This is a genomic window from Arcticibacter pallidicorallinus (assembly GCF_003002875.1).
GTDB classification, from domain to species: Bacteria; Bacteroidota; Bacteroidia; order Sphingobacteriales; family Sphingobacteriaceae; genus Arcticibacter; species Arcticibacter pallidicorallinus.
Map to the genome: position 1 here is coordinate 333,618 of NZ_PVTH01000001.1, position 26,485 is coordinate 360,102.

The 26,485-nt window shown below is 46.3% G+C and carries 19 protein-coding genes; 7 read left to right on the top strand and 12 right to left on the bottom strand.

Annotated elements, in window-relative coordinates:
- Position 1 precedes the first annotated feature (1 nt).
- The 6 genes from B0I27_RS01415 to B0I27_RS01440 are packed head-to-tail and all read right to left on the bottom strand — an operon-like array spanning position 2 to position 7,402.
- Positions 2 to 1,336: a hypothetical protein gene (locus tag B0I27_RS01415; RefSeq protein WP_146133073.1), complete on the bottom strand. Its 1,335-nt coding sequence runs from the start codon at positions 1,334 to 1,336 to the stop codon at positions 2 to 4.
- 5 nt (positions 1,337 to 1,341) lie between these two features.
- Entirely contained in the window at positions 1,342 to 3,714 is a 2,373-nt protein-coding gene (locus B0I27_RS01420; RefSeq protein ID WP_181276646.1) for a GumC family protein, read from the bottom strand.
- A gap of 46 nt (positions 3,715 to 3,760) precedes the next feature.
- Positions 3,761 to 4,585 carry a WecB/TagA/CpsF family glycosyltransferase gene (locus tag B0I27_RS01425; RefSeq protein ID WP_106290644.1) on the bottom strand — a complete coding sequence of 275 codons (825 nt, stop codon included), beginning with the start codon at positions 4,583 to 4,585 and terminating at the stop codon, positions 3,761 to 3,763.
- A gap of 4 nt (positions 4,586 to 4,589) precedes the next feature.
- A complete protein-coding gene (locus B0I27_RS01430) occupies positions 4,590 to 5,663 on the bottom strand; it encodes a glycosyltransferase family 4 protein (protein WP_181276647.1) in 1,074 nt (357 codons plus the stop codon).
- A 7-nt stretch (positions 5,664 to 5,670) separates the two neighbouring features.
- The gene (locus tag B0I27_RS01435) at positions 5,671 to 6,621 is read right to left on the bottom strand and encodes a glycosyltransferase family 2 protein (protein WP_106290648.1); all 951 of its coding nucleotides are present in this window, start codon (positions 6,619 to 6,621) and stop codon (positions 5,671 to 5,673) included.
- A 4-nt stretch (positions 6,622 to 6,625) separates the two neighbouring features.
- Complete coding sequence (locus B0I27_RS01440) at positions 6,626 to 7,402, bottom strand: polysaccharide biosynthesis/export family protein (RefSeq protein ID WP_106290650.1); 777 nt, start codon at positions 7,400 to 7,402, stop codon at positions 6,626 to 6,628.
- A gap of 529 nt (positions 7,403 to 7,931) precedes the next feature.
- Here B0I27_RS01440 and B0I27_RS01445 point away from each other — a divergent pair.
- A complete protein-coding gene (locus B0I27_RS01445) occupies positions 7,932 to 9,290 on the top strand; it encodes a right-handed parallel beta-helix repeat-containing protein (RefSeq protein ID WP_106290652.1) in 1,359 nt (452 codons plus the stop codon).
- An 89-nt stretch (positions 9,291 to 9,379) separates the two neighbouring features.
- Here B0I27_RS01445 and B0I27_RS01450 read toward each other — a convergent pair whose 3' ends face one another.
- The 4 genes from B0I27_RS01450 to B0I27_RS01465 all read right to left on the bottom strand — a co-directional run bounded on the left by B0I27_RS01450 (position 9,380) and on the right by B0I27_RS01465 (position 14,697).
- Positions 9,380 to 10,741, bottom strand: a complete 1,362-nt coding sequence (locus B0I27_RS01450) for a lipopolysaccharide biosynthesis protein (RefSeq protein ID WP_106290654.1) — start codon at positions 10,739 to 10,741, stop codon at positions 9,380 to 9,382.
- Positions 10,738 to 12,723 carry an HAD family hydrolase gene (locus tag B0I27_RS01455; RefSeq protein ID WP_106290656.1) on the bottom strand — a complete coding sequence of 662 codons (1,986 nt, stop codon included), beginning with the start codon at positions 12,721 to 12,723 and terminating at the stop codon, positions 10,738 to 10,740. The genes B0I27_RS01450 and B0I27_RS01455 overlap by 4 nt, the downstream gene beginning before the upstream one ends.
- A gap of 318 nt (positions 12,724 to 13,041) precedes the next feature.
- On the bottom strand, positions 13,042 to 13,530 hold the full coding sequence (locus tag B0I27_RS01460; RefSeq protein WP_106290658.1) for a hypothetical protein: 489 nt from the start codon (positions 13,528 to 13,530) through the stop codon (positions 13,042 to 13,044).
- A gap of 12 nt (positions 13,531 to 13,542) precedes the next feature.
- Positions 13,543 to 14,697, bottom strand: coding sequence for a zinc-dependent alcohol dehydrogenase (locus tag B0I27_RS01465; RefSeq protein ID WP_106290660.1), 1,155 nt, complete (start codon positions 14,695 to 14,697; stop codon positions 13,543 to 13,545).
- Positions 14,698 to 14,880: 183 nt separating this feature from the next.
- On the opposite strand from B0I27_RS01465, the gene B0I27_RS01470 reads away from it, so the two are divergent.
- The 3 genes from B0I27_RS01470 (at position 14,881) to B0I27_RS01480 (ending at position 17,838) form a co-directional block, all read left to right on the top strand.
- The gene (locus B0I27_RS01470; RefSeq protein ID WP_106290662.1) at positions 14,881 to 16,056 is read left to right on the top strand and encodes a baeRF7 domain-containing protein; all 1,176 of its coding nucleotides are present in this window, start codon (positions 14,881 to 14,883) and stop codon (positions 16,054 to 16,056) included.
- Positions 16,057 to 16,190: 134 nt separating this feature from the next.
- The gene (locus tag B0I27_RS01475) at positions 16,191 to 16,949 is read left to right on the top strand and encodes an OBAP family protein (protein ID WP_106291209.1); all 759 of its coding nucleotides are present in this window, start codon (positions 16,191 to 16,193) and stop codon (positions 16,947 to 16,949) included.
- A 13-nt stretch (positions 16,950 to 16,962) separates the two neighbouring features.
- Positions 16,963 to 17,838 (top strand): cyanophycinase, encoded by an 876-nt coding sequence (locus B0I27_RS01480; protein WP_106290664.1) that lies wholly within the window; start codon positions 16,963 to 16,965, stop codon positions 17,836 to 17,838.
- A 4-nt stretch (positions 17,839 to 17,842) separates the two neighbouring features.
- On the opposite strand, the gene B0I27_RS01485 is transcribed toward B0I27_RS01480, so the two are convergent.
- Together B0I27_RS01485 and B0I27_RS01490 are read right to left on the bottom strand one after the other, a co-directional pair.
- Positions 17,843 to 19,726: a family 1 glycosylhydrolase gene (locus B0I27_RS01485; RefSeq protein ID WP_106290666.1), complete on the bottom strand. Its 1,884-nt coding sequence runs from the start codon at positions 19,724 to 19,726 to the stop codon at positions 17,843 to 17,845.
- Between the two features lie 72 nt (positions 19,727 to 19,798).
- Positions 19,799 to 20,932, bottom strand: a complete 1,134-nt coding sequence (locus B0I27_RS01490) for a glycosyltransferase family 1 protein (protein ID WP_106290668.1) — start codon at positions 20,930 to 20,932, stop codon at positions 19,799 to 19,801.
- Positions 20,933 to 20,960: 28 nt separating this feature from the next.
- Here B0I27_RS01490 and B0I27_RS01495 point away from each other — a divergent pair, with 28 nt between their 5' ends.
- From B0I27_RS01495 to B0I27_RS01505, 3 genes are all read left to right on the top strand, one after another.
- Positions 20,961 to 22,259 (top strand): family 1 glycosylhydrolase, encoded by a 1,299-nt coding sequence (locus tag B0I27_RS01495; RefSeq protein ID WP_219904959.1) that lies wholly within the window; start codon positions 20,961 to 20,963, stop codon positions 22,257 to 22,259.
- A gap of 598 nt (positions 22,260 to 22,857) precedes the next feature.
- Positions 22,858 to 25,308 carry a hypothetical protein gene (locus B0I27_RS01500; RefSeq protein ID WP_106290670.1) on the top strand — a complete coding sequence of 817 codons (2,451 nt, stop codon included), beginning with the start codon at positions 22,858 to 22,860 and terminating at the stop codon, positions 25,306 to 25,308.
- 58 nt (positions 25,309 to 25,366) lie between these two features.
- Positions 25,367 to 26,482 carry a metallophosphoesterase gene (locus B0I27_RS01505; RefSeq protein ID WP_106290672.1) on the top strand — a complete coding sequence of 372 codons (1,116 nt, stop codon included), beginning with the start codon at positions 25,367 to 25,369 and terminating at the stop codon, positions 26,480 to 26,482.
- The last annotated feature ends 3 nt before the right edge of the window (positions 26,483 to 26,485 follow it).

The window sequence follows — 26,485 nt, forward strand, 5'->3', positions numbered from 1 at the left end:
TTTAAGAAATTATGATTTTATTAGTTATTGTTTTTGGATTGGAAAACTCCCTGTGTTTTTTTACTGTCTGAAGAGGTGTTGCTTTCTTTTTCAAATGCAGCGTAGCAATATGGAAGAGAGTGACCGTTTTGAACATCAGGTAGATAAAATAGATTTCGCTGAATGATACCAGCAAGGTGGTAAGCAGCGCCGCCAGTGCCAGCTGGTTGCTGTTCTTGCCGGCAGAAGCCAGGCGCTTGTAGGATAAAAAAAGAGCAATGACGCTGAAAAGAAAAAATATCAGCCCGAACCTGGAAAGCAGGTCGGTTATTCCGTTTGTGCGGAGCACTTCTTTGTCGGCCCCCTGAATCCTGGTGTCGGGATGCGACCCGCGCCCAAAGAAAAGGGTTAGGGCATTTTCCTGGATTTCTTTCAGATCCAGATAAGCACTGGCCATGCGGGTATCACCACCTTTTTTTAATGCCTGGTATCTGGTTTCTTTCAGCTCTTTGCTGATTTTTTCGCCCAGGAAGTCGATCTTCTGGAAGCTGATGAAGGCGACCAGGAGAAAGATGAACAGGGAGCCCCATTTGATGATGGGGTTTTTGATGCCGATAAAAAAGTACGCGATGCTAAAGAAAAACAGCGCGAGGTATGTCGTGGTGGAGAAGGTTGTGAGGATCGCCGCCAGATAGATCAGGTTTTCTTTCCTGAAGAGGGTATGGTGGAGCAGCGTATTGAACATCAGTGCCAGCATCAGGTAACCGCCGAAGGCTCCTGGTTCCCAGAATGGCCCGCTGTTACGGATCAGTCCTGTAAAGAAATCGGGAGGAAAGTGCATCAGCAGGATATTGTGCGACTGCGTCTTCCATCCGTAGACCTCTGTAGTAGTGACGGTATGGAAAGGCGACAGGGCGATTAGTTTGTCCACAAACGCCGGATTGATCAGGATCGGGATGAACAGCAACACAGCAATAGCGGCGATGATGAGCAGGATTCTGTTATAGGTGTAGATCAGATTAATGCCAAGAACGGAGACGCTGGCTGCTGCCGCAAAGAAGAGCAGCGTTTGATAAATTGCCGTTTTGAAATAAAAGACCCCGTACCAGGCTGCCTGGACAAACATGATCAGCGAAAAAAAGAAGGTATAGATCAGGACAGTGCGGAGGTTTGGCCGGTAATAGGCCAGCCCTGCTGCCACTATTGCCAGGATCACCATTTCAAATCGTGAGTTGTTGACAAAGAGTGGGAACCCTGATGATATAATGATCAGGGAAGTCAGCAGGATCTGGTAAGCCTTATCGAACCATGCCGGTTTGCGGTACCTGAGACCGTCTTGCATGATTATTGAATTCATGGATTTTAAAATCTTTTCAGGAAGTCCTTGAAGGGACTGCCACCTGGTGATACGTATCCCTGTTTATTATCTTGTTTGGCATAGTAGTTATAGCCATGATGGTACTCGTAACCGGACCTGGTGATATCCACTCCGTTGAATACGATATTGAGATTTTTCATCTTCTTTTCGGCGTGGAGCTGATTGATATACTTGAGATGTGATTTATAAGTGTAGTGGTGTCGGATGATATATAGGTTCACGTCGCTCCAGCGTGACAGGATCATCGCATCGGTGACAAGCTGGATAGGTGGCGTATCGATCAATACTTCGTCGAAGTTCATGGACAGCCAGTGGATCAGTTCTTTCATGCGTGGTTTCTCCAGGAGTTCGGAGGGGAAGGTCGGCATGGTACCGGCACCGGCGACGTAGAGGTTTTCCTGTATCGAAGATGCTTGTATGATGGCATCTTTACCGACCTCGCCGCTCAGGTAGTTGCTGATACCGGGGCCGGGACTGATGTTGAAATATTTGAAGATCATCGGATTACGCATGTCGAGCTCCAGGATGATGGTTCTTTTTCCGGAGGCGGCCAAGGCAGAAGCCAGATTGCTGGTTACGAAACTTTTGCCTTCGCCCGACATGCCGGATGTGAGCAGCGTGACACGGCCCCGGTCGATATGCTCCGTCAGATAATACAGGTTCGTTCGCAAGGATCGGAACTGCTCGGCCACCATGCTTCTGGCATTTTCTTGCATGATAAGCGGTGACTTCGACTGCTGATAAGCAAGCTCTCCGAGGACGGGAACCTGGCTGTTCGACTGAATTTCGCCGGCGCTTTCTACCCTATTGTTGACGAGGTCGCGACCAAATATGATTCCCATCGGAAGGAGCAGACCCATTAAGCCGGCAACTCCCAGGACAATCACCCTTACGGGGCTGTCGGGTCTCCCGAAATAGGCTTCATCTACCATGCGGCTTTCAGCGATGGTAGTGGCATAGCTGACTGCGGCTTCCTCGCGTTTTTGCAGAAGGTAAATATATAGTTCTTCCTTTACGCCCTGCTGACGCTTCATAGTCACCACCTGTCGTTCCTGCCCAGGCAGCTGTCTGATCGAAGATTCAAACTTGGAGTTAAAGTTCTGCAGCTGGTTTCTTGCGGAGATAAGAGACGACTTGATTCCCCGGATATTGGAGCGCAGGGATTGTCTGGTTGCATCGATCTGTCTGTCGATACTTTCGAAGACGGGACTGCCTTCGGGAGTAGATTCCATCAACTGCGTTCTTTGCAATTTTAGCGTGATCAGTTGGTTAACCAGGGCTATTAAGCCTGGATCGGTAATTCCTGCAGTGGCGGGCGCATTGTCTGCGTTCGATGAATTAATGAAGCGCTCTATCCCGTTGACAACTTCCAGTTGTACATTTACTTCGTTCAGCTTCATGTCGTTGTTTTTGACGTTCTCCAGATAGAAGTTTGATTCAGAGGAGATATCCATAATTCCCTTGCTGCTTTTGAAGCCTTCAACGTCTTTTTCTGCGGAGGTCAGTTCGCCGGTGAGGGATGCAAGCCGTGTGTCGATGAAGTCGAGTGTGCTCTTGCGAATTTTGTTCTTATCATCCAGCGCTGCATTGCTGTATTCTTTGATCAGGTTATTGAGCAGGTCCTGTCCGCGTTCAGGAACGGTTTCCTTCACTGCAAGCTCTACGACAGTAGCATCTTTGTTGACAAGCTCAGCTGTGACGTTTTCCAGATAGTTGTCTGTAACATCATTTGGGTTATTGATAATGACCGTGACCGTTTTTCCAATATAGTCTGCAAGTGTTGCCGTAGTGCCGACCTCCCATGGTCCGAAGTTATTCCTCAGCCTTGTGTTAAAAGGCAGGGTCTGCTCGATATCACCATCTTTCAGGGTGAAGCTCTTTTCGTCCAGGATGGTCACTTCAAACTTACGCGGTTCGGAGATAATCCTCGGCGGAGTGAGTAGTTTGACCTTTAAGGGGCTGGTGACGTATGCTGATTGCTTCCTGACAGGTCCGTGCTCCTGATAATCTACATACAGGCCGAGTTTGCGCACCACATTATACATGATGGATCGCGACTTTAGCAGTTCCAGCTCATTTTCGACCAGGGTGCTTGACTTGAACATATTTAGTTCCTGCAGTACGGGCTCGGTTCCCGTTCCTTTTTCCTCATCTTTGATGAGAAGGCGCGCCTTGACTGTATAGCCTGGAGCTTTCAGCTTAAGGTACGCAAATGCAAGGCAGGCGCAGACAAGCAGTGATACAACAAAAAGCGGCCAGTGAAAAAACAGCTTGTCTACCATGTTGCGTACATTGGCAGGTTTGCTGTCTCTTACGTAGTCGACGAAGGGCGCGTAGGGGATATTTTCAGTGTTCATGGGAGCGAAACTTTTCAAAAGGTGATCGTAAGGCAGATAGGCAGGATTATGAGCTGACAAAGATGTCCTGACCTTTAGGACTCTCCGGATGCTTCCTGGTGAGTAGCGGGTATTTGGCCAGGCCGCTCTGCTGCAACATGAAATTGAATGAGAATACCGCATACATGACAGTGTAGCGTTTCCAGAGCCGTTTAAAATCTTTTCCCAGCAAACGGTACATCCACTCAAATCCGGATTTACGGATCCAGTCGGGAGCCATTTTTATGCGGCCGCCAAAAAAGTCGAACGTGGCGCCGGAAGCGATCAGAACGGAACCTTTGATCTTAAAAAGGTGTTCGTCGATCCAGTAATCCTGTTTCGGAGTTCCGAGTCCGACGCATACAATGTCGGGTGCGAGGCGGTTGATCTCATCCACGATTGCCTGATCCTCTTCAGCTGTGAGTTCTCTGAAGGGTGGGGAATAGTACCCAACGATGTTGATATGCGGAAACTTATCTTCCAGATATTCTTTCATTTTTACGCAGACCTTAGGATCGCCTCCGTACAGGTAAAAAGTGTAGTTGGTGGTTTTTGCATGTTCTGCCAGCTGCAGAATGGTGTCGGGAGCTGCAATGCGGTCACATGCCTGCCCGTTAATCCGGCGTATCCATCTCACAAAAGGCATTCCATCTGCACCCACGATATCGGCTGAATTGTAAATTCGTTTCAGACGTTCGTTGCTGAGCGAAAGGGCGATGTTATAGGCATTTACGCAGGCAATGTGATAAGACCGACCTTGCTTATTCGCTATCCAGCCATCAATTTTTTTAAATAGTTCCTGGTAAGTGACCGGGTTCATCCCGATGCCGAGAAAATTCACTTCGTTCATCATGCGCTTAAATGGTTTTGTACAACCTGTTGAGGGAACCGATATAGTGGTCCAGGTTATATGATGTGTAAATGGTGTTTTTTGCGTTTTTACTTAGCGTATATAGCTTGTTGCGGTTGCTTAAAAGCTGATCTATTTTGTCGTTGAGCTGTTCAAGGTTCCCTTTTTTAACGATAAAGCCGTTCTGGGAATCGCGAACAACGGTGCTGATTGACGCATCGTCTGAAACCAGGGGAACGCAACCATGATTCATGCTCTCAAGCATAGCAATGGGTAGTCCCTCACCATACAGAGAGGGTAGCAGGAAGACATGGGACTCGGCAAATGCCTGGATCTTTTGCTCTCCCTTTGCGATACCGCAATAGGTGTAGTTTAAGCCCTCAATAGCCGATAGGCGAGTCAGGAATTCCTCCAGATCAGGTCCACTTCCATATACCTTGAATTCGAAGTCCTGAAGCTGTTTGCCCATGCGCGACAGGCATTCGGTGATGAGAAAGATACCTTTAGCCTTGACGATTCTCCCCATAAACAGAAAAGAGAGCTTGCCGGAGAAGTCTTTATCAACAAGTATATTGTTGATTTCCACGGCGTTTGGCATGATATGGCAAGACGTTTTGTACGCCGCTTCTACCTGCCCACGTTCTAGTTCGCTGAGAACAACCCTTTGTGTGGCGCTCCTTAGCAAGGCCCGGATCATCCAATAGAATATCGAGCTGCGCGAAGGTGGCTGCATCAGGAAGTGCCCACCATGGAGGTGGAGCAGTATTTTCTTTTTAAGAAGATACCGTCCGGTAATCGCCAGAGGAGTATCGCGCAGGATTGACATCGCCGTCAGATCCGTATTAAGATGAATGATGTCAATCTTATGTCGTATGACAAACGAAATATACCGGGGTAGGATGGTGAGCTGTGTCAACAGCCATTTCCATCCTTTTTTCTCGGAATCTTTCTTGCCCAAACGGAAATGAAAGTAGGTGTGCGCTGCCGAATTGCGGGATATAATGGTCTTCGTCAGACTGGAAATTCCGCTGATATTCAAGCTCTCATCTAATGAGGGAGCAGTAATTAGGATGTTGTACATGTTTTGATTACCTGTGCTGTAGCCGGGACTTATAGGAAGAGCTGAGTAAGTAATTTTTGCAGACCCTCCAGCCAACGTTTCTAATATGGTAGTATAGGTTTCCGGCGAAAAACGGCAGGAAATGAATGGCATTCCTGGTTGCGATCAGCGAGTAAAAATAAATATGCTTCAATGAGTAGGAAGACCTGAAGTCTGTAAGAAGGATATAAGCTTCTTTCAGCGTCAGGCGCTGCTTGCCGTCCAGGTTATAGGCGAACTGAGGAAGCTCATACACGATTGCACCATAGCTCACCAGCAGCTTGTAGCCCTTTTTCTTTGCCCTCAAGGGGATGTCCATGTCTCCGCGGTGTTTAAATCGTTCCTGATCGAACAAGCCGACTTCGTCAAATACAGTCTTTGGAATATAGAGTCCGCGCCCATAGAGGTCAAAGGACGGCGTTGTATAGTCGTCACTGAGGCTTTCTCTATGCTGCAGGTGATTAATCTTCTTTTCTCTGGCGAACCAAGTATGCATCTGCCTGCCACCATAGAGTATGCGGTCTTTGCTTTCCAGGGTTGAGGTGGCGCAGCCAATCAGTGCATCTGGGTGGCTTTCGATATCTCTGATGTATTTTATTAGCCAGTCGGGGTCCAGTGCAACATCGTCATTTTGCAGAATAACTCCCTTCAGGTTCTGGAATCGGTTCAGTGCGTAGCTGATGCCGAAATTTACCGAGCCTGTCCACCAAAGGTCGCCGGTACCGACGATGATACGGATCTGAGGGTAATGAAGTCCTATCCATTCCTTGCTGCCGTCTGTCGAGCCATCATCTACCACGATAACCTCGATGGCAGCGGGTCTGGAGGATGAGCGGGTATAATTTGCCACTGCAGCCATGATATATTTCAGCCCTTCTTTCGTTACCTGCAGTCTGTTGTAAATAGGTATAACTATTGCATAGACGTTTGATCTGCTCATGTGCTTAGCGGTATATATTGGATAAGACTATTGCTATGATCGATAATCCGGAAAGTACGAGAGAGGCGGTGCGGTATCCCCGGTCTACGGTCGCGAACTTGGTGCGGTCCGGCTGTACATAGATCTCATCGTTATTCTTCAGATAGAAATAAGGCGAATTGAAGATGTTTTTGCTGGTTAGATCCAACCTCACCATTTTTCGCTCACCATTTTCGGTTCGGACCAGGAGAACGTTCTTGCGCATGGCCGTGATGTTGAGGTCGCCTGCAAGACTCAGGGCCTGCGTTACCGTGGTTCGCTCGTTTTCAAGGGTATACAAGTCGGGTTTAAGTACGTCTCCATAAATGGCAACCTTAAAGTTGATGATCCGGATATTTACGACTGGATCCTTGTAGAAGGCCGTTAAGGATTTCGTCATATTATCTCTCAATTGGGTGGTAGTTAATCCCTTGACCTTTATCTTACCAATAAGAGGGAGGTGGATATTTCCCTCTTCATCCACCCGGTAGCCTATGACGGGGTTATCAGGCGTAACAGCATAAGAGCCGTTGACCGTGTTCAAGTTGTAATTGAAAATTGTTGCTGTTTCGGGATTTTTGCTGGTAACGTTGATGGCTAGCAGGTCAGATGGATTTATTGTTAGAGGAGACTCATTCGAAACAGGCTGTCTGGCTTCACCAGACTGGCTAAGGTCTTGATAATATGGGATCTGCTGGTAGCTGCTGCATGAAGATAGAAAAATGGCAATCAGCATTGCTCCATAAGTACGGATATTTTGCATATGAGAAATGGGTTAAATGAGTCGATATTACAGAGCTTCGCCACTTCACTTACAGCGAGCCAGCATTTTGTCGGTTTAGATGGGATGGTTTTGCGTGAAAGTTTCCCCTTGTTGACGATATAAAAGTAGCGCTTATGACCATGATTTTTCCAAATCTGGCGATCATGTATAACCATGTGTGTATTAAGCAGGGTATGTTGAGAAACGGGTGCGATCTCGGTTATGAAAAACTGGGTAGTAGTTGATTGTGGTAATACGAGAGATACCGGGCCGATTAAATTATAGAAAAAAATTCCTACGGTTAATTTCTTTAACTGGAATGTAGTATTTCGGCAGCATCCCTTATTTCAACGAAATTTCTTTTTGTCTGACATTATACGGGTCGGATTATTTGTATTGCGTTCATTTCTAGTGGGATAAAATGCGCGTTTGTGCGCTGTATTTGTGTAACTATTTGTGGTAATGTGAGTATAAGTGAGAAAAACAAGGGGCATAATGACCCTTTTTTTAACCATCTTATATTTATATTATGAAGCATGCCTTTGCATTTTTAATCGCCGTTTCTTTGCTAAGTTGTAAAAAGGACCTGCAAGAAGACGCAGTCGTTCCAGTTGAGGGAATAGAAGTTACTCCGGAGAACCCCGATGAGTTAGCAAATTTGAACGTAAGGAAGAAGTTCAATATAAGCCCTAGTACAACTTTGAATCAGACGAACGCAATCAGCGCGCTGATTCAAAATGACAAGAAGTTGTTTTTCCCTAAGGGAACGTATATCATTGATGATGTTCTGCAGATTGCTAACGTGAAAAACGTGCTGCTGGTGGGTGAAAAAGGAACCATCTTCAAGACAACACGCAATAACAAGGTCATTCAGATTTCCGGGAATGTAAAAAATTTGGAGATTAGAGGCATATCGTTTATATCAAGCCTTGAAAGTAATCGTCATGATACTGAGGGGATGATTTTTGTAGCCAACTACGGTGCGCAAGATGTGATTGATGGCCTTTTGATCAGGGGATGTACATTCAGTAATCCTAAGACGCATGCAAATGCGATTAAGCTGATCAGTGAAGGCGAGAACTCAATGGTCAAAAATATACGTATTATCGAGAATAAGTTTGAAAGTGTAGGCAGAATGGGCGTTGAGTTTCAGAACCATCTGAAGTCGCCGGTTAAAGCACGTTTCAGAGATTATAGCATATCCAACAATACTTTTCATGACGTGGGTACGATCCAGGCATGGCCGGCACCATCTTCTATTTCAGTTAGCGGATATGCTTTGAATGGTAAGATCAACCATAACAAGATTACCGAAATGCGTATGCATACTTCAGATTACATCTATTACGGTATTGAAAATGCCGGTACGATTGGTCTTGAGACAATCGGAAATTACATGAAATCATCAACATACGGGTTTACTGGAATACTCGGATCTAGTCCATCAGAGGCAGAGTCACGGGCAACAGGACAACCGATGAAAAGCAACTGGATTATTAAGGATAATATCATTGAACTTAGCGGCCGTAGTCATTTGGACAAGATCAGGGGTATGGAACTTAGCCATGTGGATGGTTATACGGTATCAAATAACAAGATTTATGTAGACGGAATGGCCATCATGTTTGTTGGCAGCAAGAATGGAAACATCAGTAAGAATAATATCCGTTCAGGTGGGAACAATGTTCTATACTTTAGAGATAATTCTTCAGCAAACACGATTACGCAGAATGTTATCGACGGAAGTATCGGTGAAGACCATGGATTGATTATGTTCTACGGATCTGGCGTGAAGAACAACCGTGTTGTTGACAATAAAATGATCTCCACAGGTGGAAGAACCGGCGTGTTTGTTAACCTGGGCGGAGCATCAGGAAATGGAAATTAGGCGATTATTGTTTTCATCAGCGAAGCGTCTCCGGATCGGTTTTCAGGATATCACCTGAACCTGATCCGGAGACGTTTTTTTTCTGAGGTTTAGGCTGCCCAAATTCCTTTTGCCCGGTTGTTGAGTAGTTTGCTTACCTGGATTCGCTGGATAACCAGTCCGATGAGGCTGGAGAGCGTAATGCCGGTGATGACGCCTGCACTGCTGTTGAGATATCTGGAAATGAATATAGCCCCTAACAGGTAAACAATTATGCCTGGCATAGCTAAAAAAGAGGTGAACCTTACCTTACCCATACCATTGATAAAGGCAGAGTAGGGTGCTTGGAACATATAAATGATAGCGTAAAGGGCCATAGCCAGGGAAATAGTGAAGGGGATTTCAACTTTGCCTTTGAGCCAGATATGATAAAGAGGGTTGCTGATAGCTAATAAGAGCAGTACTCCCAGGCTGAAAAGGACAGACAGGTAGTTGAGGCGTCTGAGCATTTTTTTCAGATAGTCGAAGTCTCTCAATGCGTAAGCCTCCGTCACGGACGACCAGATAGGCGACAAGCACAGGGTCATGACCATGATGGTTGCGTTAAAAATGGTGAAGGCTATGTTATACAGGATAACCTCGCTCGGATTGAAGAGGTTGGCAACCAATACATTCGCGCTGGCGTAGATGATTAGGGCGGTCACCTGTACGATGAAAAACTGCGAGCTAAGAAGGAACAGAGGCTTGCTGTAGGAAAGGCGAACTTGCGAAATGGAGGGTTGAAGCTCTTTGAAACGTGTTGTGAAGGAAATGACCGTAAATGTAAGATAGACCAGAACCGGCGTAAGGGTGATGATGGCCGAAAGGAGGATGAGATTTCCGGGCGGCATGAGCAGGGAAACCAAAGCTACCCCGATCAGGCTACAAAAGCTACTGACAGTATTGATCAGATCATTCATAGAAGACTGCTGATGAGCCAGAAAGATTACCCCGATTAGTTGAAAAAAGAACCTGAGGATGGTGCCTGAAAAGGCAATGGAAGTGACCACCAGGAGCTCTTGCGGAGCTATCAGTTTTGAATTTAAAAAGCTGTTCCAGGGAATAAACTGGTTGACTGCGTTGAAGGCAAGCAGTAAGGCGAGAGTGATTATACCCAGGAGAGCATAGGTGGTGCTGATGTAGGTTCTCCCCAGCTTCAGATCTCTATCGGCCAAAGCTTCGGTAAGCTTGTTTCGCAGACCATTTCCGAGGCCGATATCGAAAAGTGTCACCCAGTTTGTCACTGTTACCAAAGTTAACCAGATGCCATATTTCTCACTATCCAGATAATTCAGGAGCAGGGGAACATAAACGAAGGAGATGATAACGCTGACGCCCTTCAATAAAAAGGAGTATAACGCTTGTCGGATCACCACCGATGTACGGTTCTGCTCTTTGAAGACGGCGTTGTAGAGTGATGCTACCTTGTTCATGCGGAGAGTCTCGACTTTATATAACTAATCACCGTGCTTTGGATCTGTAAGCAACTGGAAACAAGTCTGCCTCCCCGGGTCAGATGTAAGCTTCCGTGAATCCATAAGTCGTTATACACATTCGGTTTCTTCCTCATAAGCAAGCTGATACAGTTCTTAAATGTTAAAGGTTTGGCTAGGGGATAGGAGCGGGCGTGGTTCTGATCTTCGCTGATCGACACACTCCCGAATATGCGTGCATCTAGGGGGCTTGGCTTACTGCAGAAATCTGTCAGTAGTATCTCCGTGATGGTTGTCCAATTGTCTGGATTGATAAGCTCCTGCTTATCGAGATGAGGCATACTGGAGCAGAGAAGATCTGTGAATTCTAGGATTGACGCTTGCTGAACTTCGAGCCCCCAGTCAAGCGCTTCACGATTCTTTTCTTCTTTAAAAACGGGGTCGATACGATCGCTTTCTTTTTTATAGCCTATGACACTGCCGTGGGTTGCTTCGACGAATTTCTCGAGTATGACTACATTATTGAATCTCTTCAGGTCGTTCTCTTCGTCATAATACCAGGCGAAAAGTTTGTCTTCTTCTGAAGCCTTCAGCCGTTGACGCAATCCAAAATAAAAGCCCATTAGTCCGCCCAGCGGCTTAATCCCTGCAATGTCCATAACCTGGCTCAGAGACCTTTGCAGCCTTCCGTTCCAGCCAATGTCGACAAATGCTATCCTGGCCTCTGCATGGATACCTTCCTGATTCAAATACGATACCAACGTTTGTCTGGCGACTGCGGCGCGCTCCAGCACGAGAGTTTGAAATTCAGGCGAATTGTGCAGGATGTGCCGAAGCTTCACTCTTTCATCTGCATTGAGGTTATTATTCCAGGCAGATGGTTCAAATCCGTTTTCTAAAAGATACTGCTTTATCTGATCGGGCTTAAGGCCGACCCGGTTAAATATCAATTTTACGGAGAAAAAGGATGTGTCGTCATATAGCCAGTCCAGATGATCCCAATTATCTTTTGTGGCGGCAGGCAGGTGAAATGCTTGCCGTGAGCCGTAAAAGTATTTGCATTCTATCTGAAGCTGGAGTGTTGTGTTTATCCGGTCGGCTATCTGCTTCAGAATCTGGCCGTCCCGGGAAATGAAGTGAAGGGTTTTTAGTCCTTTTTTCTTAGCCTCCAATAAGGTCCACAGTGTGAAACCAAACAGGATAGGCGCGATCACTGTCGAGCTAATATGGTGAATATGGGCAGCGCGTTGATCCTTATGAGTGCTATTCAAACGACTCAGCCGAATGACACTTGCCAATTGCGATCGAAAGCCTGGGGGTAGATCCTCACTGCAGTTGATCAATTGGTCTCTTCCCACCGCTTCAAAATGGGAATAGTGGACAGCGTTGACTCCCAGTGACTTGGGTGTTCGGTAGTCTGAAATGATGTTATCTCCTGTATGGCAGAGTTCTGCCGGATAAATGCCGAAGTGTTTTAATACCCTTAGAAAGAGTTTGCCGGTGTACTTCGTCTCCCCATAATCGGAAGATACAAAGAGTTCATCTTCATGACATTCAATATCATTCGCGATCAGGGCCTTTTTAATAACCGTGGAAGGGAGATACATGTCGGAGATGAAGATTACCTTATGCCCATCTTTTCTGAGTGACTTGAGCTTGTTCACATGTGGCTTGATACTCTTCAGACTTGAAAGTTCCCATTTGATTTCAATCTGCTCCATTTGTTCGCGGAAATCTTCGGAGATCCGGAGCCTTCGACATATAAGCCGGTATATATCTGATAAGGAGATCTCTTCGGTTGTGGTCGCGGTGCGGGCTTCTGATTCTGCCGAAATTCGGAGTTGAATCCACTTCTCCGGTGGCATCGTTATAATATTTTTGCTATTCAGCTCTTGAGCCACTGAGTGAAACAGGTCGACAGGCTTGGAGTAACATCGTGTAAGTAGCGTATCAAAGATGTCGAACGAATAAATTTTCTTCATAGGGTGCACATAGAACAGTCCCAAAAATACTTTTTGATTTTCTTACGTTCTTACTGTTCCTGACGCTTGTATAACTATGTGTAAAGATTAAGGTAAATGTGAACGGGTCTTTGCATCATCTAAAAGTGTCATCAAGATCATTTTTCTATCAGCTTTTCCTGCGGATATTTGATTCAAAACGAAATACTTATGGAAACTCTAAGAAAAATATTTGAATACTTACACGGGGTTCTGACAAACCTTGATTAAGAAGCAGACGGTCAGCGGCCGTTGTCAGAACGATAGAGAAAAAGGCGGGAGGTTTCAACCCCCGCTTTTCTATTTAGACTTTTTGCTGATCTTCAGCACCAGGACCGCAGTGAGTGCAAGCCCTACCGCAATCTTCGTTAAAGCCGCTTTGCGGTTATACTTCCATTCAGCGTTCCATCCCCGCTCGGCGAAGATGTTGGGAATATGTCCTCTTTTTAAATCGTCAACGATCCCTTCGACTACGTTTATGCGGTCGGCGAGGATAAGCGGAAGCCAGTGTCCGTAGTGATTTTCGCTATATTCAAAGGCCTTCCTGCGGATCATTCCACTCAGTCCGGAAGGTGGCGTAGACGTTCCGAAGACAGCAGTAATGTTGGGGCGCTCATTCGAGTGCAGCACCTCCACGTCGACGAACTGCTGGGTTGGGCGCTCCCAGGTATAGCCTTTATGTTCTTCATTGCTGCGTTTTTTCATTGGATATGTGGGATCATTCTTAGGATCGGCATCAATCGCCCAGCCGTTCTTGTCCCTGTGCTTTTCTTCTAGTGAATTTTCCATTGTTCGTTTGTTTTAAAGCCGGGCTGCCGGCGGAATAAGGATTGGCTTTATACAGTTGTCGAGCTTCGCTGAGAATATATGGTATGCGTCAGCAGCTTCTTCCAGCGGAATGCGGTGTGTAATAATTCCCTTTGGATTAAGACGTCCGGCCTGCACATGTTCAATCATCTTAGGTAACAGCCTTTTGACGGAAGCCTGGTTTGCACGGATGGTAATACCCTTGTTGACGACATTTCCAATCGGTACCAGATTATCCGTCGGTCCGTACACCCCGACAATGGAAACAATTCCACCCTTCTTTACAGCGTTGATAGCCCAGTGAAGAGCAGTGGCAGATCCTGCCTGAAGGAGCATTTTTCGTCCGGTTATGGTCTGCATGGTATTACCGGCGGCATCGCCACCCACAGCGTCAATACATACGTCGGCCCCCATCCAGTCGGTGGTTTTCTTGATAAATACCACAGGATCTTCCAGAGATCTGAAATTATACGCTTCGCAGTCGGCGTAGTTTCGTGCAAACTCCAGTCTGTATTCCAGATGATCTATGACGATCACTCTGCCAGCACCAAATAACCAGGAGCATTTTGCTGCCATGATGCCAATGGGGCCCGCCCCAAAAATAACTACCGTATCGCCTTTTTGAATGCCGGCCATTTCTGCGGCCTGGTAGGCGGTCGGCACCACGTCAGTCAGCAATACCGCATCATCCGGGTCCATTCCATCCGGAATAACGGTTGGTCCGACATTGGCGTAAGGAACGCGGACATACTCGGCCTGGCCGCCGTCATAACCTCCGGCCGTATGGGAATATCCGAAGATACCACCCACCGCTGTTGCCTGCGGATTTGATTCGTGGCAATTGCCATAAAGCTCTTGCTTGCAGAACGCGCATTTGCCACAGGCAATGTTAAAGGGAACCATGACATGATCGCCCACTTTAAGTTTGGTTACTCCCGGACCAATATCCTCAACCACGCCAATGAATTCATGGCCAAAGGTCATACCGACACGGGTATCGGGTACCAGTCCGCCGTAGAGGTGAAGGTCGGATCCGCATATGCAGGATCGGGTCACACGAACGATAGCGTCGTCCGGATGCAGGATTTCCGGATATGGTTTCTGGTCAACGCGGATTCTAAAGGGACCGCGATAATTCGTCGCTAACATAGAAGTCCTTTCTTCCTTAAAAATTGCATGTTTTTCATCTTTTGATTGTTAGGTAAGTAGATGAATAGAAAACGCATTACATCCGATGATGTTTTCCGCATTATGAATTAGCGTGAGTTGGAAAATAAAAATAATTAAAGCAGGCTAATGGAATTTTTGTTGCTATTGAAAACATCTATTACTATGGGAAAAACTAAAAAAGAAGATTTAATAAAAGAAGAATTTACAGAACTCACTAATTATAAGGCTTCGACCTGTATATCTGTTTATTTGCCGACACATAAATCCGGCGCGGAGATCAACGAAAAACAGGATCTGATCGTATTTAAGAATAATTTACAGGAGTGCGCGAGACAGTTGGCTGCCCAGGGGAAGGAGAAGCCGGAAATAGACCAGTTGCTGCAACCGGCGTATGAGCTTCTGAAGCACGAAACTTTCTGGTATCAGCTTTCCGAAGGCCTGGCCGTTTTCATTGCCGACGGCTTTTTTAAGACGTATTGCGTACCGATGAAGGTAAAGGAAGAGCTTCATGTGAACAGTTCATTTTATTTGAGCCCCTTGATTCCTTATATCACCCATACCGCGTACTTCTACCTCCTGGTGTTCAGCAAGGATGCCTGCAGTTTTTATAAAGGAAATGGATATGGCATGCAGAAGGTTGAAGTGGAGGGTCTCCCTCTCGGTATGAATGACGTGATCCACTTCGAAGAAAAGGATGAACGTAAGCTATTCCGCGGCGGCGGCAATGCTCCTGGTGCAGAGGCGAATTTCCACGGTCATGGAAGTGGGCTTGCCGACGAAAAGGAGTATATAGCTCAATATCTTAAAGAGGTAGATCAGACCTTGTGGACCGAGGTACTGGCTAATGAGAAGGCGCCCCTGATCCTTTCATCGGTGGAGTATATGGTTGGCTATTACCGGCAGAACTCACGCTATAAGCATATCGCGGAAGAAAGCATTACGGGCAATTACGATCATGAAGGCCTGAATGCGCTCTACGAAAGAGCCAGGAAAATCGCTGAGCCGCTTTTAAAAGAAGACGTGAAGAAGGCGCTGCTTAATTATTATAATCAGGTGGCGACAGATCTTACTACTTCTATGCCTGAGAAGATCATCCCGGCAAGCTACTATGCCCAGATTTCTGACCTCTTCGTACTGGAGAACTTCCATGTATGGGGTACGTTCAATGAAGCTGATAACAAACTTGTTGTTCATCCGGAAAAGCAGGAGGGAGATGAATGTCTGGTTAACAGGGCCATAGTAAATACCTTGTCAAATGGAGGGGCAGTTTATGTTCTTCCACAGGAAAAGATGCCAAAAGAAAGTTCGATGGCTGCTTTCCTGAGATTTAAGGCTTAGTTTGTCACATAGAGAACAGGTATTTATCGCCCTGCGGTGTGTTTTACGCAGCAGTCGGTGATAAATACCTCTTTCTTTGCTTTAATAAACCATTGAGAGCTGAGGGTGTTAATTTTCTGATTTACCTGCTCACTATGAAGAATGTACCTATCCTGCTTTGTGCAGCTGTTTACCTTGCTTCCTGCGGAGGAAATAACACTCCATCGAATGTACAGGCACCGGGTGATGAAAAAACGGCTAAAGACCGGCTGTTAGAAACCGGCGCTGACCTGTTACAGAACAAGAATCCTCTCAGGCATTTTAATACCTATCTGGATGGTTTTCACTTCTACAATGGTAACCCTGAAGCCCAGATGGAAGCTCATCATTATGTGCAACAGCTTAATGAGGATGTTCATCAGGCCATCATTTTTGATGGCAATGGTAAAGATGCCAAGATCATGGGCATCGAATACATTATTTCGGAAGCCTTATTCAAAAAGCTTCCGGAAGAGGAGAAAAAGTTATGGCACAGCCACCAGTACGAGGTAAAGTCGGGTACTCTCATAGCACCCGGCATTCCGCAGGCTGCTGAGCATGAATTGATGGAGAAGCTCGTATCCACTTATGGCAAGACAATCCATACCTGGCATACCGATCAGGAGCGATCTCTACCCCTGGGATCGCCCATGCTGATGATGGGCTTCACGAAGGATGGTCAAATACACCCGCATCTTGTCGAAGAAAGAGATAAGCGTTTCGGAGTATCAACAGCTGAGATCCGCGAGCAGCGCAAGGATATCGTCGCTCCACCCGTAGCGAAAGGAGCGAATGCCTGGGAAAGGGCTGAGATCAGACAATTTATGATCAGCAATAAGGCCGATTCGGCGCAGCATAAACATCAGATCAAATAAAAGCTTATTATCCATGAGAAGAGAGAATAATCAGTTTTCGGCCCCTGTGCCAAACGGGATTCTATATCTCGTAGGCGGACACGAAGACAAGGGGGACCAGGAACAAGAGAAGGCAGGTGCTACACAGCCCCTGGAGGTTCTAAAAGCATTTATCGGACTGATAGAGAACGAGGACCCCATCGTTGAACTGGTTACTACAGGAAGTGCTGAGGGAGACGCTTCTTTTGCCGACTATAAAAGTGCTTTTGACAAGCTGGGTTTAAGTCGGGTAGGCCATATACATCATGATATCAGGTCAGAAATTCTGGGAGATGAGCTTAAAAACGACATCGTCGAACGCGTCTCCAAAGCTGATGCAGTTTACTTTAGCGGTGGCGACCAGTTGAAGCTTACCTCCATATACGGCGGGACGAGATTTTTAAGCACACTTAAAGAACGATATATTTCCGATCGTTTGATTGTGGGGGGTACAAGCGCCGGTGCGATGGCCCTATCCACTCCGATGATCTATGCAGGGAATAAGGAAGTGCAGCAGATTGCGGGGGGTATCAAGGTCACGACCGGACTGGAGTTCCTGAAAGATGTGTGTATTGACACTCACTTTATAGACCGCAGCCGATTCGTTCGGATGGCCCAGGTGATTGCCAGTAATCCTGCATGTATAGGCATGGGGATCGAGGAAGATACTGCAGTCATTGTTCGCGAAGGACGCAGGGCTGAAGTTGTTGGCAGCGGAATTGTTATCCTGATTGAAGGTTTTGGTATAAGCGATTCAAATATCATGGATCACGGCTCAACTGAAAAGATATACATCCATGATTTAAATGTAAGCATGTTGTCTGCCGGTTGCCATTATAAAATACCGCGGAACAATCCCCCTCACTGGTAACTTCTTAAAGATACACCCGTACATTGGTATCCCTTTCTATTGATGCCGGCAATTCCTGCTGTTTCGGATTTACCAAATGCCAAATCCCCCTCTCATCGTCAAGAAGCAGGTCAAGGGTGCTGTTGACCAGCTCCCTTACGTCGGTAGATGTGAAGGAGACCCACTGCACCCGCTTAGACGATAGCTTTGGGCTTTGGTGCCATTCAGAACTTAAAAATACGCCTGTACGGATCATAAGCGCATCCTGATTCTGCAGCATTACATAATGCTCGGTCAGTAGATCCAGAGAGAATGTAACCATTCTTATGTTGTGCGCTTTAGTGAAGGCGGCCAGGGCTCCCGACTTCCTTGCTGTATTAAGATCGGGTCCGGCCCCAGCGTTTTTTCGGTATTGTGGATGACTGTCGGCCACATCAACGACCGCCCAGATCTCCCTCGGGCACAGGTCTTTGGGATTTATTTCCGCTGAGAGCCTAAGTTGCGTTCGGCTAATCAGCATATACGGTATATTTCGAAGCTCACACAAGCGGACGAATGTACTACCCATTACACCTGATTTCGCGACGATGAGCAGGGCCGGTCCTGCTGACACCGGTTTGGTTGATCTTAAGGGAATGGTCTTATGGTACAATACCCGAACATCGCGTTCCCACCATCCCTTTTGCTTCAGCAAAGGATGCTTTGGAAGGATACCTGCAGCGGCCTCCCGAATCAGAGTGCTCATAGCTGTGGGCCTTGGTGTTCCCGATGAAACGTCGAAAACGCCTGCTTCGTAGTCGCCACATTCTTGCCTGAGGAGGCAATTCCACCCGAAGGAGCCGAGCAGCGCCCATGCGGTCACTGCCCGGATATCCGCTTGTTCTTTCTCGAGCCGGCGGGCATCCTCAAGTACACGGCTAAACCATCTCATCTGTTCTTCGCGTGTGCAATGAAGATGCACTTCAGTGACAGCGATCGGAAGCCTGTATCTGTTCCAAACCTCCTTTAATATTCGATAGGGGCCGTACGCTTTTTTACAGCCTACCCTGACTAGCTCTACATCCGCATACCGATGTTTTCCATTCCCTCCGTGTGTATGTTCAGGATATATAGCGAGCTTTTCGTCTATATATCTTTCTGAGGTGAGATAGTGGTTAATGCCGACAATATCTGGCGGGCAGGGATTGTTGAGAAAGAAACTCAGATCTTCGCTCGTGATGCCATTGTCAGTCAGATGTTTATATAGTGCATGGTTCTCATCAACTTTGCCGCAAAGAAGGTCCAGGCTTAGCCATCTCCTGTGATTCTCAAAATCAGCCTGATAACGTAATGCCCGGGTGCTATGTGTTCTGCCCATATCTTCGGTTTGAACAAGCATTGCTTCGGGATTCACCTCCTTTATCGTCTGCATGGCCAGAACGGTGGCCTTGCATTCGTTGATGAGAATCCGCAGAAATGTCTCAGCACTCGAGCCATGAGGATGCCAGATTCCGTAAAGCCCGCAAAATCGGGCGGTTGTCAATGGTTCGTTTACGGGAGTGTAATATTTAATCCAGGGAAATTTTTTGGCGACCTTGCCCGCGTAGTCGGCGAGTCCTGTTGCAAAAGATTCATCGGCTATACTTACGTATGCCGGACCGCTGCCGTGATGAACCAGGCCAACAATAGGTTCAACATCTAATTCCAGCAATCGTGACAACCTTATTGACGTGGCCGTCCAGTCGATCTCTTGTCCGCTCTCAGGCTGATGTTTTTCCCAAAGAACGGGATACCTTAATTTTTTTATGCCGAGGCCGGCAAGCAGATCCAGATCCTCAAGGCGATTATAGTGACCTGAATACTCCAGCTGGTCCATGTACTTGTCTCCAACGCGGTTGATCGTACATTCAATTCCTCCCCAAATCTCCATGTCTTAAAAAAATTATGTCGCCCCTTTTCAGGTGCGACAGGCTTGTGTCTTGTCCTTCAAAAAGCAGCGGGCTTAGCTTGCGAGCGAAATCTTTCCCTTATTTTTCAACGTACACTGTATCTTGTCCGTCATTGATGCGTAGGTGTTATCCCAGCAATTGTCGGCAAGGAACGCATCAGATCTGCTGAGCCATTGAGATTTGTTGCTTATCGCCAGTTCCTGCGTAGCATATGCAATAAACTCCTCTGCCGTACTGCCTATATGAACAAGCTTGTTAACGCCGTATGGATGAACGACGTCTCTGATAGGAGTTGAAATTACAGGGCGACCGGCACTCATGTATTCGGGAGTCTTGGTCGGACTGATAAATCGCGTAGATTCGTTCAATAAGAAGGGAATAAGGGCAATATCCCATCCCGAGAGATATGCAGGTAATTCGTCATAGCTTTTTTGTCCCAGATAGTGAATGTTTGCATTTCTCGGCAAAATGTCCGGAGAAATCTTCACAACCGGACCAATCAGCACGAGTTGCCAATCCGGGCGTGCGTCGGCCATTTGCCTGATCAGTTCGATATCGAACCTCTCGTCAATCACTCCATAAAAACCCAGTTTAACGCCTTTGATCTTCGCCTGATCCTCGGGTTCAGCAATTTTTCCCCTGGCTGCGGCAAAGTGATCCTTATCGATACTGCTTGGGAAGGGGAAGATGTTTGCGTGCTGATTTTTCTTGGCTTCGTACAAGGCGTGGCCACCCGTGAATACGATATCAGCTTTATTCATCAGTTGTTTTTCGAGGTCTTTTAGCTTCGCCGGCGCATTCTTGAATGCAGAAAGCTCATCCATGCAATCGAATATGGTGATTTTCGGATTGTACTTCGACGTGAAGTTCAGGGCCATAGGGGTATAGTACCAGAAGGCAAAGTCTTCTACTGTTTTCGTTGCGAAAAATTTGTCGAGCAATTGGGTTAAAACAGTGTCAACAGCGGCTTCTTCGGAGTTTGAAATCAAGGGAACTCCCACCCATAGATTAGGGAGCTTCCTGGTAAACTGAATCGTTGACTCAGGTTCATCTGTGAACATAGGCTCCTCCAGAAAATAGACAATGCAGTCGTTTGCAAAACGACTCAGCAGATGTTGCGGACGTTGGTATACAAAGTCCCATCTCAAGTGCGAAAAGCACATTAAATAAGGCGGTATGTTTTTCATAGTTGTAGTAATTAATTAATTAACGCAAATGATTGAGAATGGTTTTAGTGAGAAAATCAAAACGCAAAGCACTGAAAGATTGTTAGATATCGATAATCAGCTGCTTATGAATGTTAAAAATAAATTTATGTTTGCCACAGGGATAGAGAATAGCTATCCCATGATTACGCTTCCAGACGGTACAAGAAAGCGCGTCGATGAAATGGAGAAATGCGGTCATTATAAATACTGGAGGGAAGATTTTAATCTGGTAAAAGAAATGGGAATTGAGTTTTTGCGCTATGGTCCGCCATATTTCAGCGTGAACACTGGTCCCGGGCAATATGACTGGAGCTTTGTCGATGAGACGTTCAGGTATCTGGAAGAACTGGGGATCACGCCTATTGTAGATCTGTGTCATTTCGGCCTACCCGATTGGCTCGAGAATTTTCAGAATCCTGACTTTCCCGTTCATTTCGAAGAGTATGCACTTGCCTTTGCCAAACGATATCCATACATACAGTTTTATACCCCGGTAAATGAGATCTTCGTGACCGCTGCTTTCTCAGGGCAGTATGGCTGGTGGAATGAAAAAGGGACGTCTGATCTAACGTTTGTAACTGCGCTTAAGCACCTCTGTAAGGCGAACGTGCTGGCGATGAATGCGATTCTCACCGTTCAGCCCGACGCAATTTTCGTCCAGAGCGAGTCGTCTGAGTATTTCCATCCGGAGACTCCCGACTGCGATCGTCTGGCAACTTTTTTAAATCAACGTCGCTTCCTTTCGCTGGATCTCAGTTATGGTTATCCCATCAGCGTGTCCATGTATGAGTATCTACTTGAAAACGGTATGACGAAGGAGGAATATCAGTGGTTTGAAAGTAGTGTGATAAAGGGGAGTTGTGTGATGGGGAACGACTATTACGTAACCAATGAACATATGGTTCATGAAGACGGATCGACCTCTGCAGCAGGGGAGATTTTTGGGTACTATGTAATTACGCACCAGTATTACAGCCGGTACAAGCTTCCTATTATGCACACGGAGACTAATATTGCTGAGCCTAATGCGGTACGGTGGCTTCAAACGCAATGGGCAAATGTTAGAAGATTAAAGCGTGATGGCATACCCATATACGGTTTTACATGGTATAGCCTTACGGATCAGGTCGACTGGGACTCAGCTCTGCGAGATGACGCCGGAAGAGTGAACAGTCTTGGATTATATGATCTCGACAGGAAAATAAGACCCGTAGGACAGGCTTATAAGGAACTCATCAGGCAATGGCGACCAGCCCTTGAGGACGAGAAATATGTTCTGCACTTTAAGTCGGGGATATATCGATAAACAGGGCGGAAAAAGAGATTAGGACAATTTCTTTTTCCGCTTTTTTCTAAAATTTAACTTTAATTTACTTTCTACTATTTCATTGGTAGAGATGATTTCTTTAGTGCAATACCATGACCCACGAGAGACATAACTTGCCTCCGGTTGGTTATGCTGATTAAGTTCTGGCAACATCTTCATCAGGTGATCACTCGCTCCATATCCGCTTTTCATAACTTTCTGTATTTGATTGTCTTAACAACTGTACTAGTCCATTGTTTCAAAAGAAATCTTTTTTGTTGATAAATGAGCATGACTGCAGTTATCGTTACCATAATTACTCAATGGTTGTGTATTCGCGTTAGGAAATTTGCGTTTAAGAACCGCTATTGTCGTATAGCGATACGCGCATCATCTCTTAATTAGGGATCTCGGAATAAACGCGTTAAGGATTTAAGGAAAGCTCGACAGGCTCTGAGAGTACTCCAAACCAATCACTTTATGCACTCTCGTTCTTTCACGGGGATTCTCATTATGGTTCTCATAATTGTAATGTACTGATAATCATGTGCAATCTTTGGTAGTTTTACCCTAATGAATTACATGAATTATTCACAGTATGAAGCATAAGACAAGAGGATACTATTCGATTTTTACCTTATCAGCTATTTGTGGTTTTGTATGGATTGCGCCTGAGGGCTTGAACGCACAGAGCGCGTATACGGCTCCCCAGGATACAGTTCGAATAAGGCGTACTGCCGATGAACCCATTACAACCTATCGTGAATCGACAACACCATTTTCTGATTCGCGACTTGTTGGTGCAGCAGTCAAGGCAGCCGCTATTCTTGCCGACACCCTTAAATATGATACTGAAAAAGGTGCGCCTGTAGAGTCAGTATTTTCAAAGGGAGATCTGGAATACGTTGCACAACAGGGCATGAATGGCACGATTGCGCTATTTGAGCTAGTAAACAGCCACTTGCCTAAGGGTAAATTTCTGGCTTTCAGAACCGATTCGCAGCGAGTGGTAACGGCCGAAAATCCGCTTGCGCTGAAGGATTTAAAAGTCCTGATATCAGCGAACCCTGTCAATAAGCAGGCTAACGGGTCACAATGGCGGGAACATGTGTATCAGGCTTATATGGCCAGAGATTATGCGACCAGTTTACATAATACCATAACGATAACGTCTGCCACGAGGGAAATACGTGAGACCCCTGAGCTGCAACTGATCGACTTCGATGGTGGGCCGATCTCCCTGGCGGAAATACTCAGAAGGGAGCAGGCCAAAACGAAAGATAAGATAAAAGCAGAAAAGGCTGCGGTTGCAGAATTCCGTTCAAGAACATATCCAGGAAACAGGATGTCCAAGGAGCACGCGAATGAAAACTACAAGCGGGCATTGTTCGAGCTTATGCGGTTGCAAGAAGGTGATATGAATCGCCACCCTGAAACCAGAGCGTTAATTGCCGCATTAAAGGGGGACCTCAGCAAAGGAGCCGGGAGTCGGGTAGTTCAGGCGCTGAAGGGAAGCAGCTTCTTTGATAGCAATGTTCCGGGGAATCTAGGTCCGGTCCTGCTGACCGAAACAGAGGTTATAAATCCAGACAAAATGCAGGAAGAATCAGAATCCAAAGCCATGGAGCTCATGATGCTGACTTCGCTGCATTATGGTGAACGGGATGCTGTAAAGCTTTTCAAGCGTTTGCTGGAGGGTAAAGGTGCAGTTCCGGCAAGTCAGACAGGCGATTTCTCAGTAAAACGACTCGGACAGTTGAGAGATCACGGAACCGAAAAACTTAAGTCGCTTGGTTATGGTGAAGACAAGTCTGCAGGTATTACCAGCTCAGACCTCGTGTTATTGGCAGTAGCAGCTCCGCAACCGCCTGTAGCTCTTGCTACTCCGGGGTATTTAAGTCTTCAGACCGCAGGGGAAAGCATCATCAACTATTATTCAGTTGTTGAGATTCATGAGAATAAGCTTGCGATCGCGTTTAATCCGAGGATCAGGCTCGGCAGCCGTCATATTGAGCACAGGAGTTCTTACGATCCGGTTGACTTTGTGCCGGAAGTAATTAATGGTGCAGATATTGGTCAGACCGGTTCACGCATCGTCTTGAATGGTGTGGAAATGAGGCTGGAGTCGGATATTTATCTCTCCAACCTCCGCAAATTAACTGAGAAAGGCGTAAAGCCTTTTGTCTACCCACAGTTTGGCATCATCGCCGGCTTTGGTAACCGAAAAGTAGGATACGACGACAGAACCCTTATTGGTCCGCATGGACGAGTTCCTCAGTTTAGCACAAACTATTGGAATTGGGGAGGGCATATCGGTTTAAATGTAGGTCCTTTTCTTTTATCAGCAGACGCGACCGTCTTATCGACACCTGAACGAACAGATGCATACGAAAGGTTTTTCGATCTTTCGAATGGAATGACCTATTACCGCTATGGCGTGCTTCTGCACGTGTTTAACAGACCTTTGGGTAAGATTAGCCAAACCGAGCGTTTCCGCTTTTTAGTGGACGCAGAGTTTGCAGGGGAAACCAACAACGAGGGTACTCCTAATCGTACGCACACCCAAAGCGGTGCCGCACAAACGGGAAGCGGTGAGTGGAGACGTGATTATGATCGTGCCCATCCGGGTGGAATATATAATCATGAAGTGGCTACACAAATGATTCTGAATGGAGATGTTAAGGGTTCTTATGCCGCAAGTAACTTTGCTGCCATCCATTTGGGCATCCAAAAACAGGGTTTCCTGTTAAAGGGTACTTTGGGATTGTATAATACCAGAGCAATCGAAGGATACAGTGAAGGCGGCGGTGAGTGGGCCAACAAGCTATTTCAAAATACTATCAAAGGTCATCTGTTTGGCGGAGCAAGCCTGACCTACTCGTTCGACTCACGAAGCTGGTCGGAAAGCAGGAAGAAAACATCCTCGTACAAGTCAACCAGGGAAGGGAAGTCTGATGAGGTAAATGAAGAGTCTTCTTCATCTTCAAGGTCTGTATCCAGAATAAGGGACCATGCTATTTTTACCGGCAGGAAATCGGCAGGAAAATAAGTAGATTCTTAAGTCACTGGTGCCGTAAACACTCTCTGTGCTGATGTGTTCATAAGGCATGCGCAAATTCTTACAGCGAGTTCTGTCGGGACCAGTGATTAGACTGGCAAACAAATATTCTTCAAGGCCAGATAAGAGGCGGGTGCATGACGCCTTAACGGCTCTCTATGAAAAGATCCTGGAAGATCCGGGGCATCGGGGATTGGTGATAGATTTTCACCAATCCTCAAAAATGATTGTGTTTTCCGATCAGCACAAAGGGAGCCGGAATTTCCGTGATGATTTCTTATTGGCCGAAAAGAATTATCTCGCGGCCTTGCAATACTACAATGAACATGAGTTTACATACTGCAACCTGGGTGATAGCGAAGAACTTTGGGAAAATACGGTTGAAGGTATTCTGAAACACAATAAACATACCTTTCATGCCGAAAGTATGTTTCTCAAGCGAAATGCGTTCATTAAGGTATTTGGGAATCATGACCTTTACTGGGACAACGACCCCTTGGCATCGCTTAACCTTTACCGTGCATACGGACAAAGAGTCAAGGTCTACGAAGGTGTCATCATTCGAATGGAAATCAAAGGGAGAAAGCTAGATGTTTTTCTTACCCATGGGCATCAGGGTGATCTTCAGAGTGACGGTAACTGGTTCAGTAAGTGGTTTGTTTCAATGGTCTGGGGGCCACTTCAGGCTTTTCTTAGAATAAATCCTAACACACCAGCCTACGACAATAAGCTCAAATCAGAACACAATCAGATCATGTACGACTGGACTGCGATGCAGCAAAATCTTGTTCTCATAACAGGACATACCCATCAGCCGGTGTTTAATTCCCTGACTCACCTGGAACGCATGTACATTCGCTTACAAGAAGCAAGGAGGGACGGGAAGATGGAGCAGGCAAGAGAGATAGAAGCGCAGATGTCGGCCGGAAAAATCAGTGGAGATGCTTCCCCCAGGCTGGACTACTCGAAAAATACCTACTTCAATACGGGTTGCGGATGTTTTGATGACGGTGACATCACCGGAATAGAACTTGACAGCGGTATGATCAGACTTGTTGAGTGGAAGACGATCGAAGGACAATCTAAACGTGTGGTTCTGGAAGAATCTCCACTGGAAGCGTTGCTGGATTCCACGGTTGTGCCGACAATAGCGGGAGAAAATTAGCTG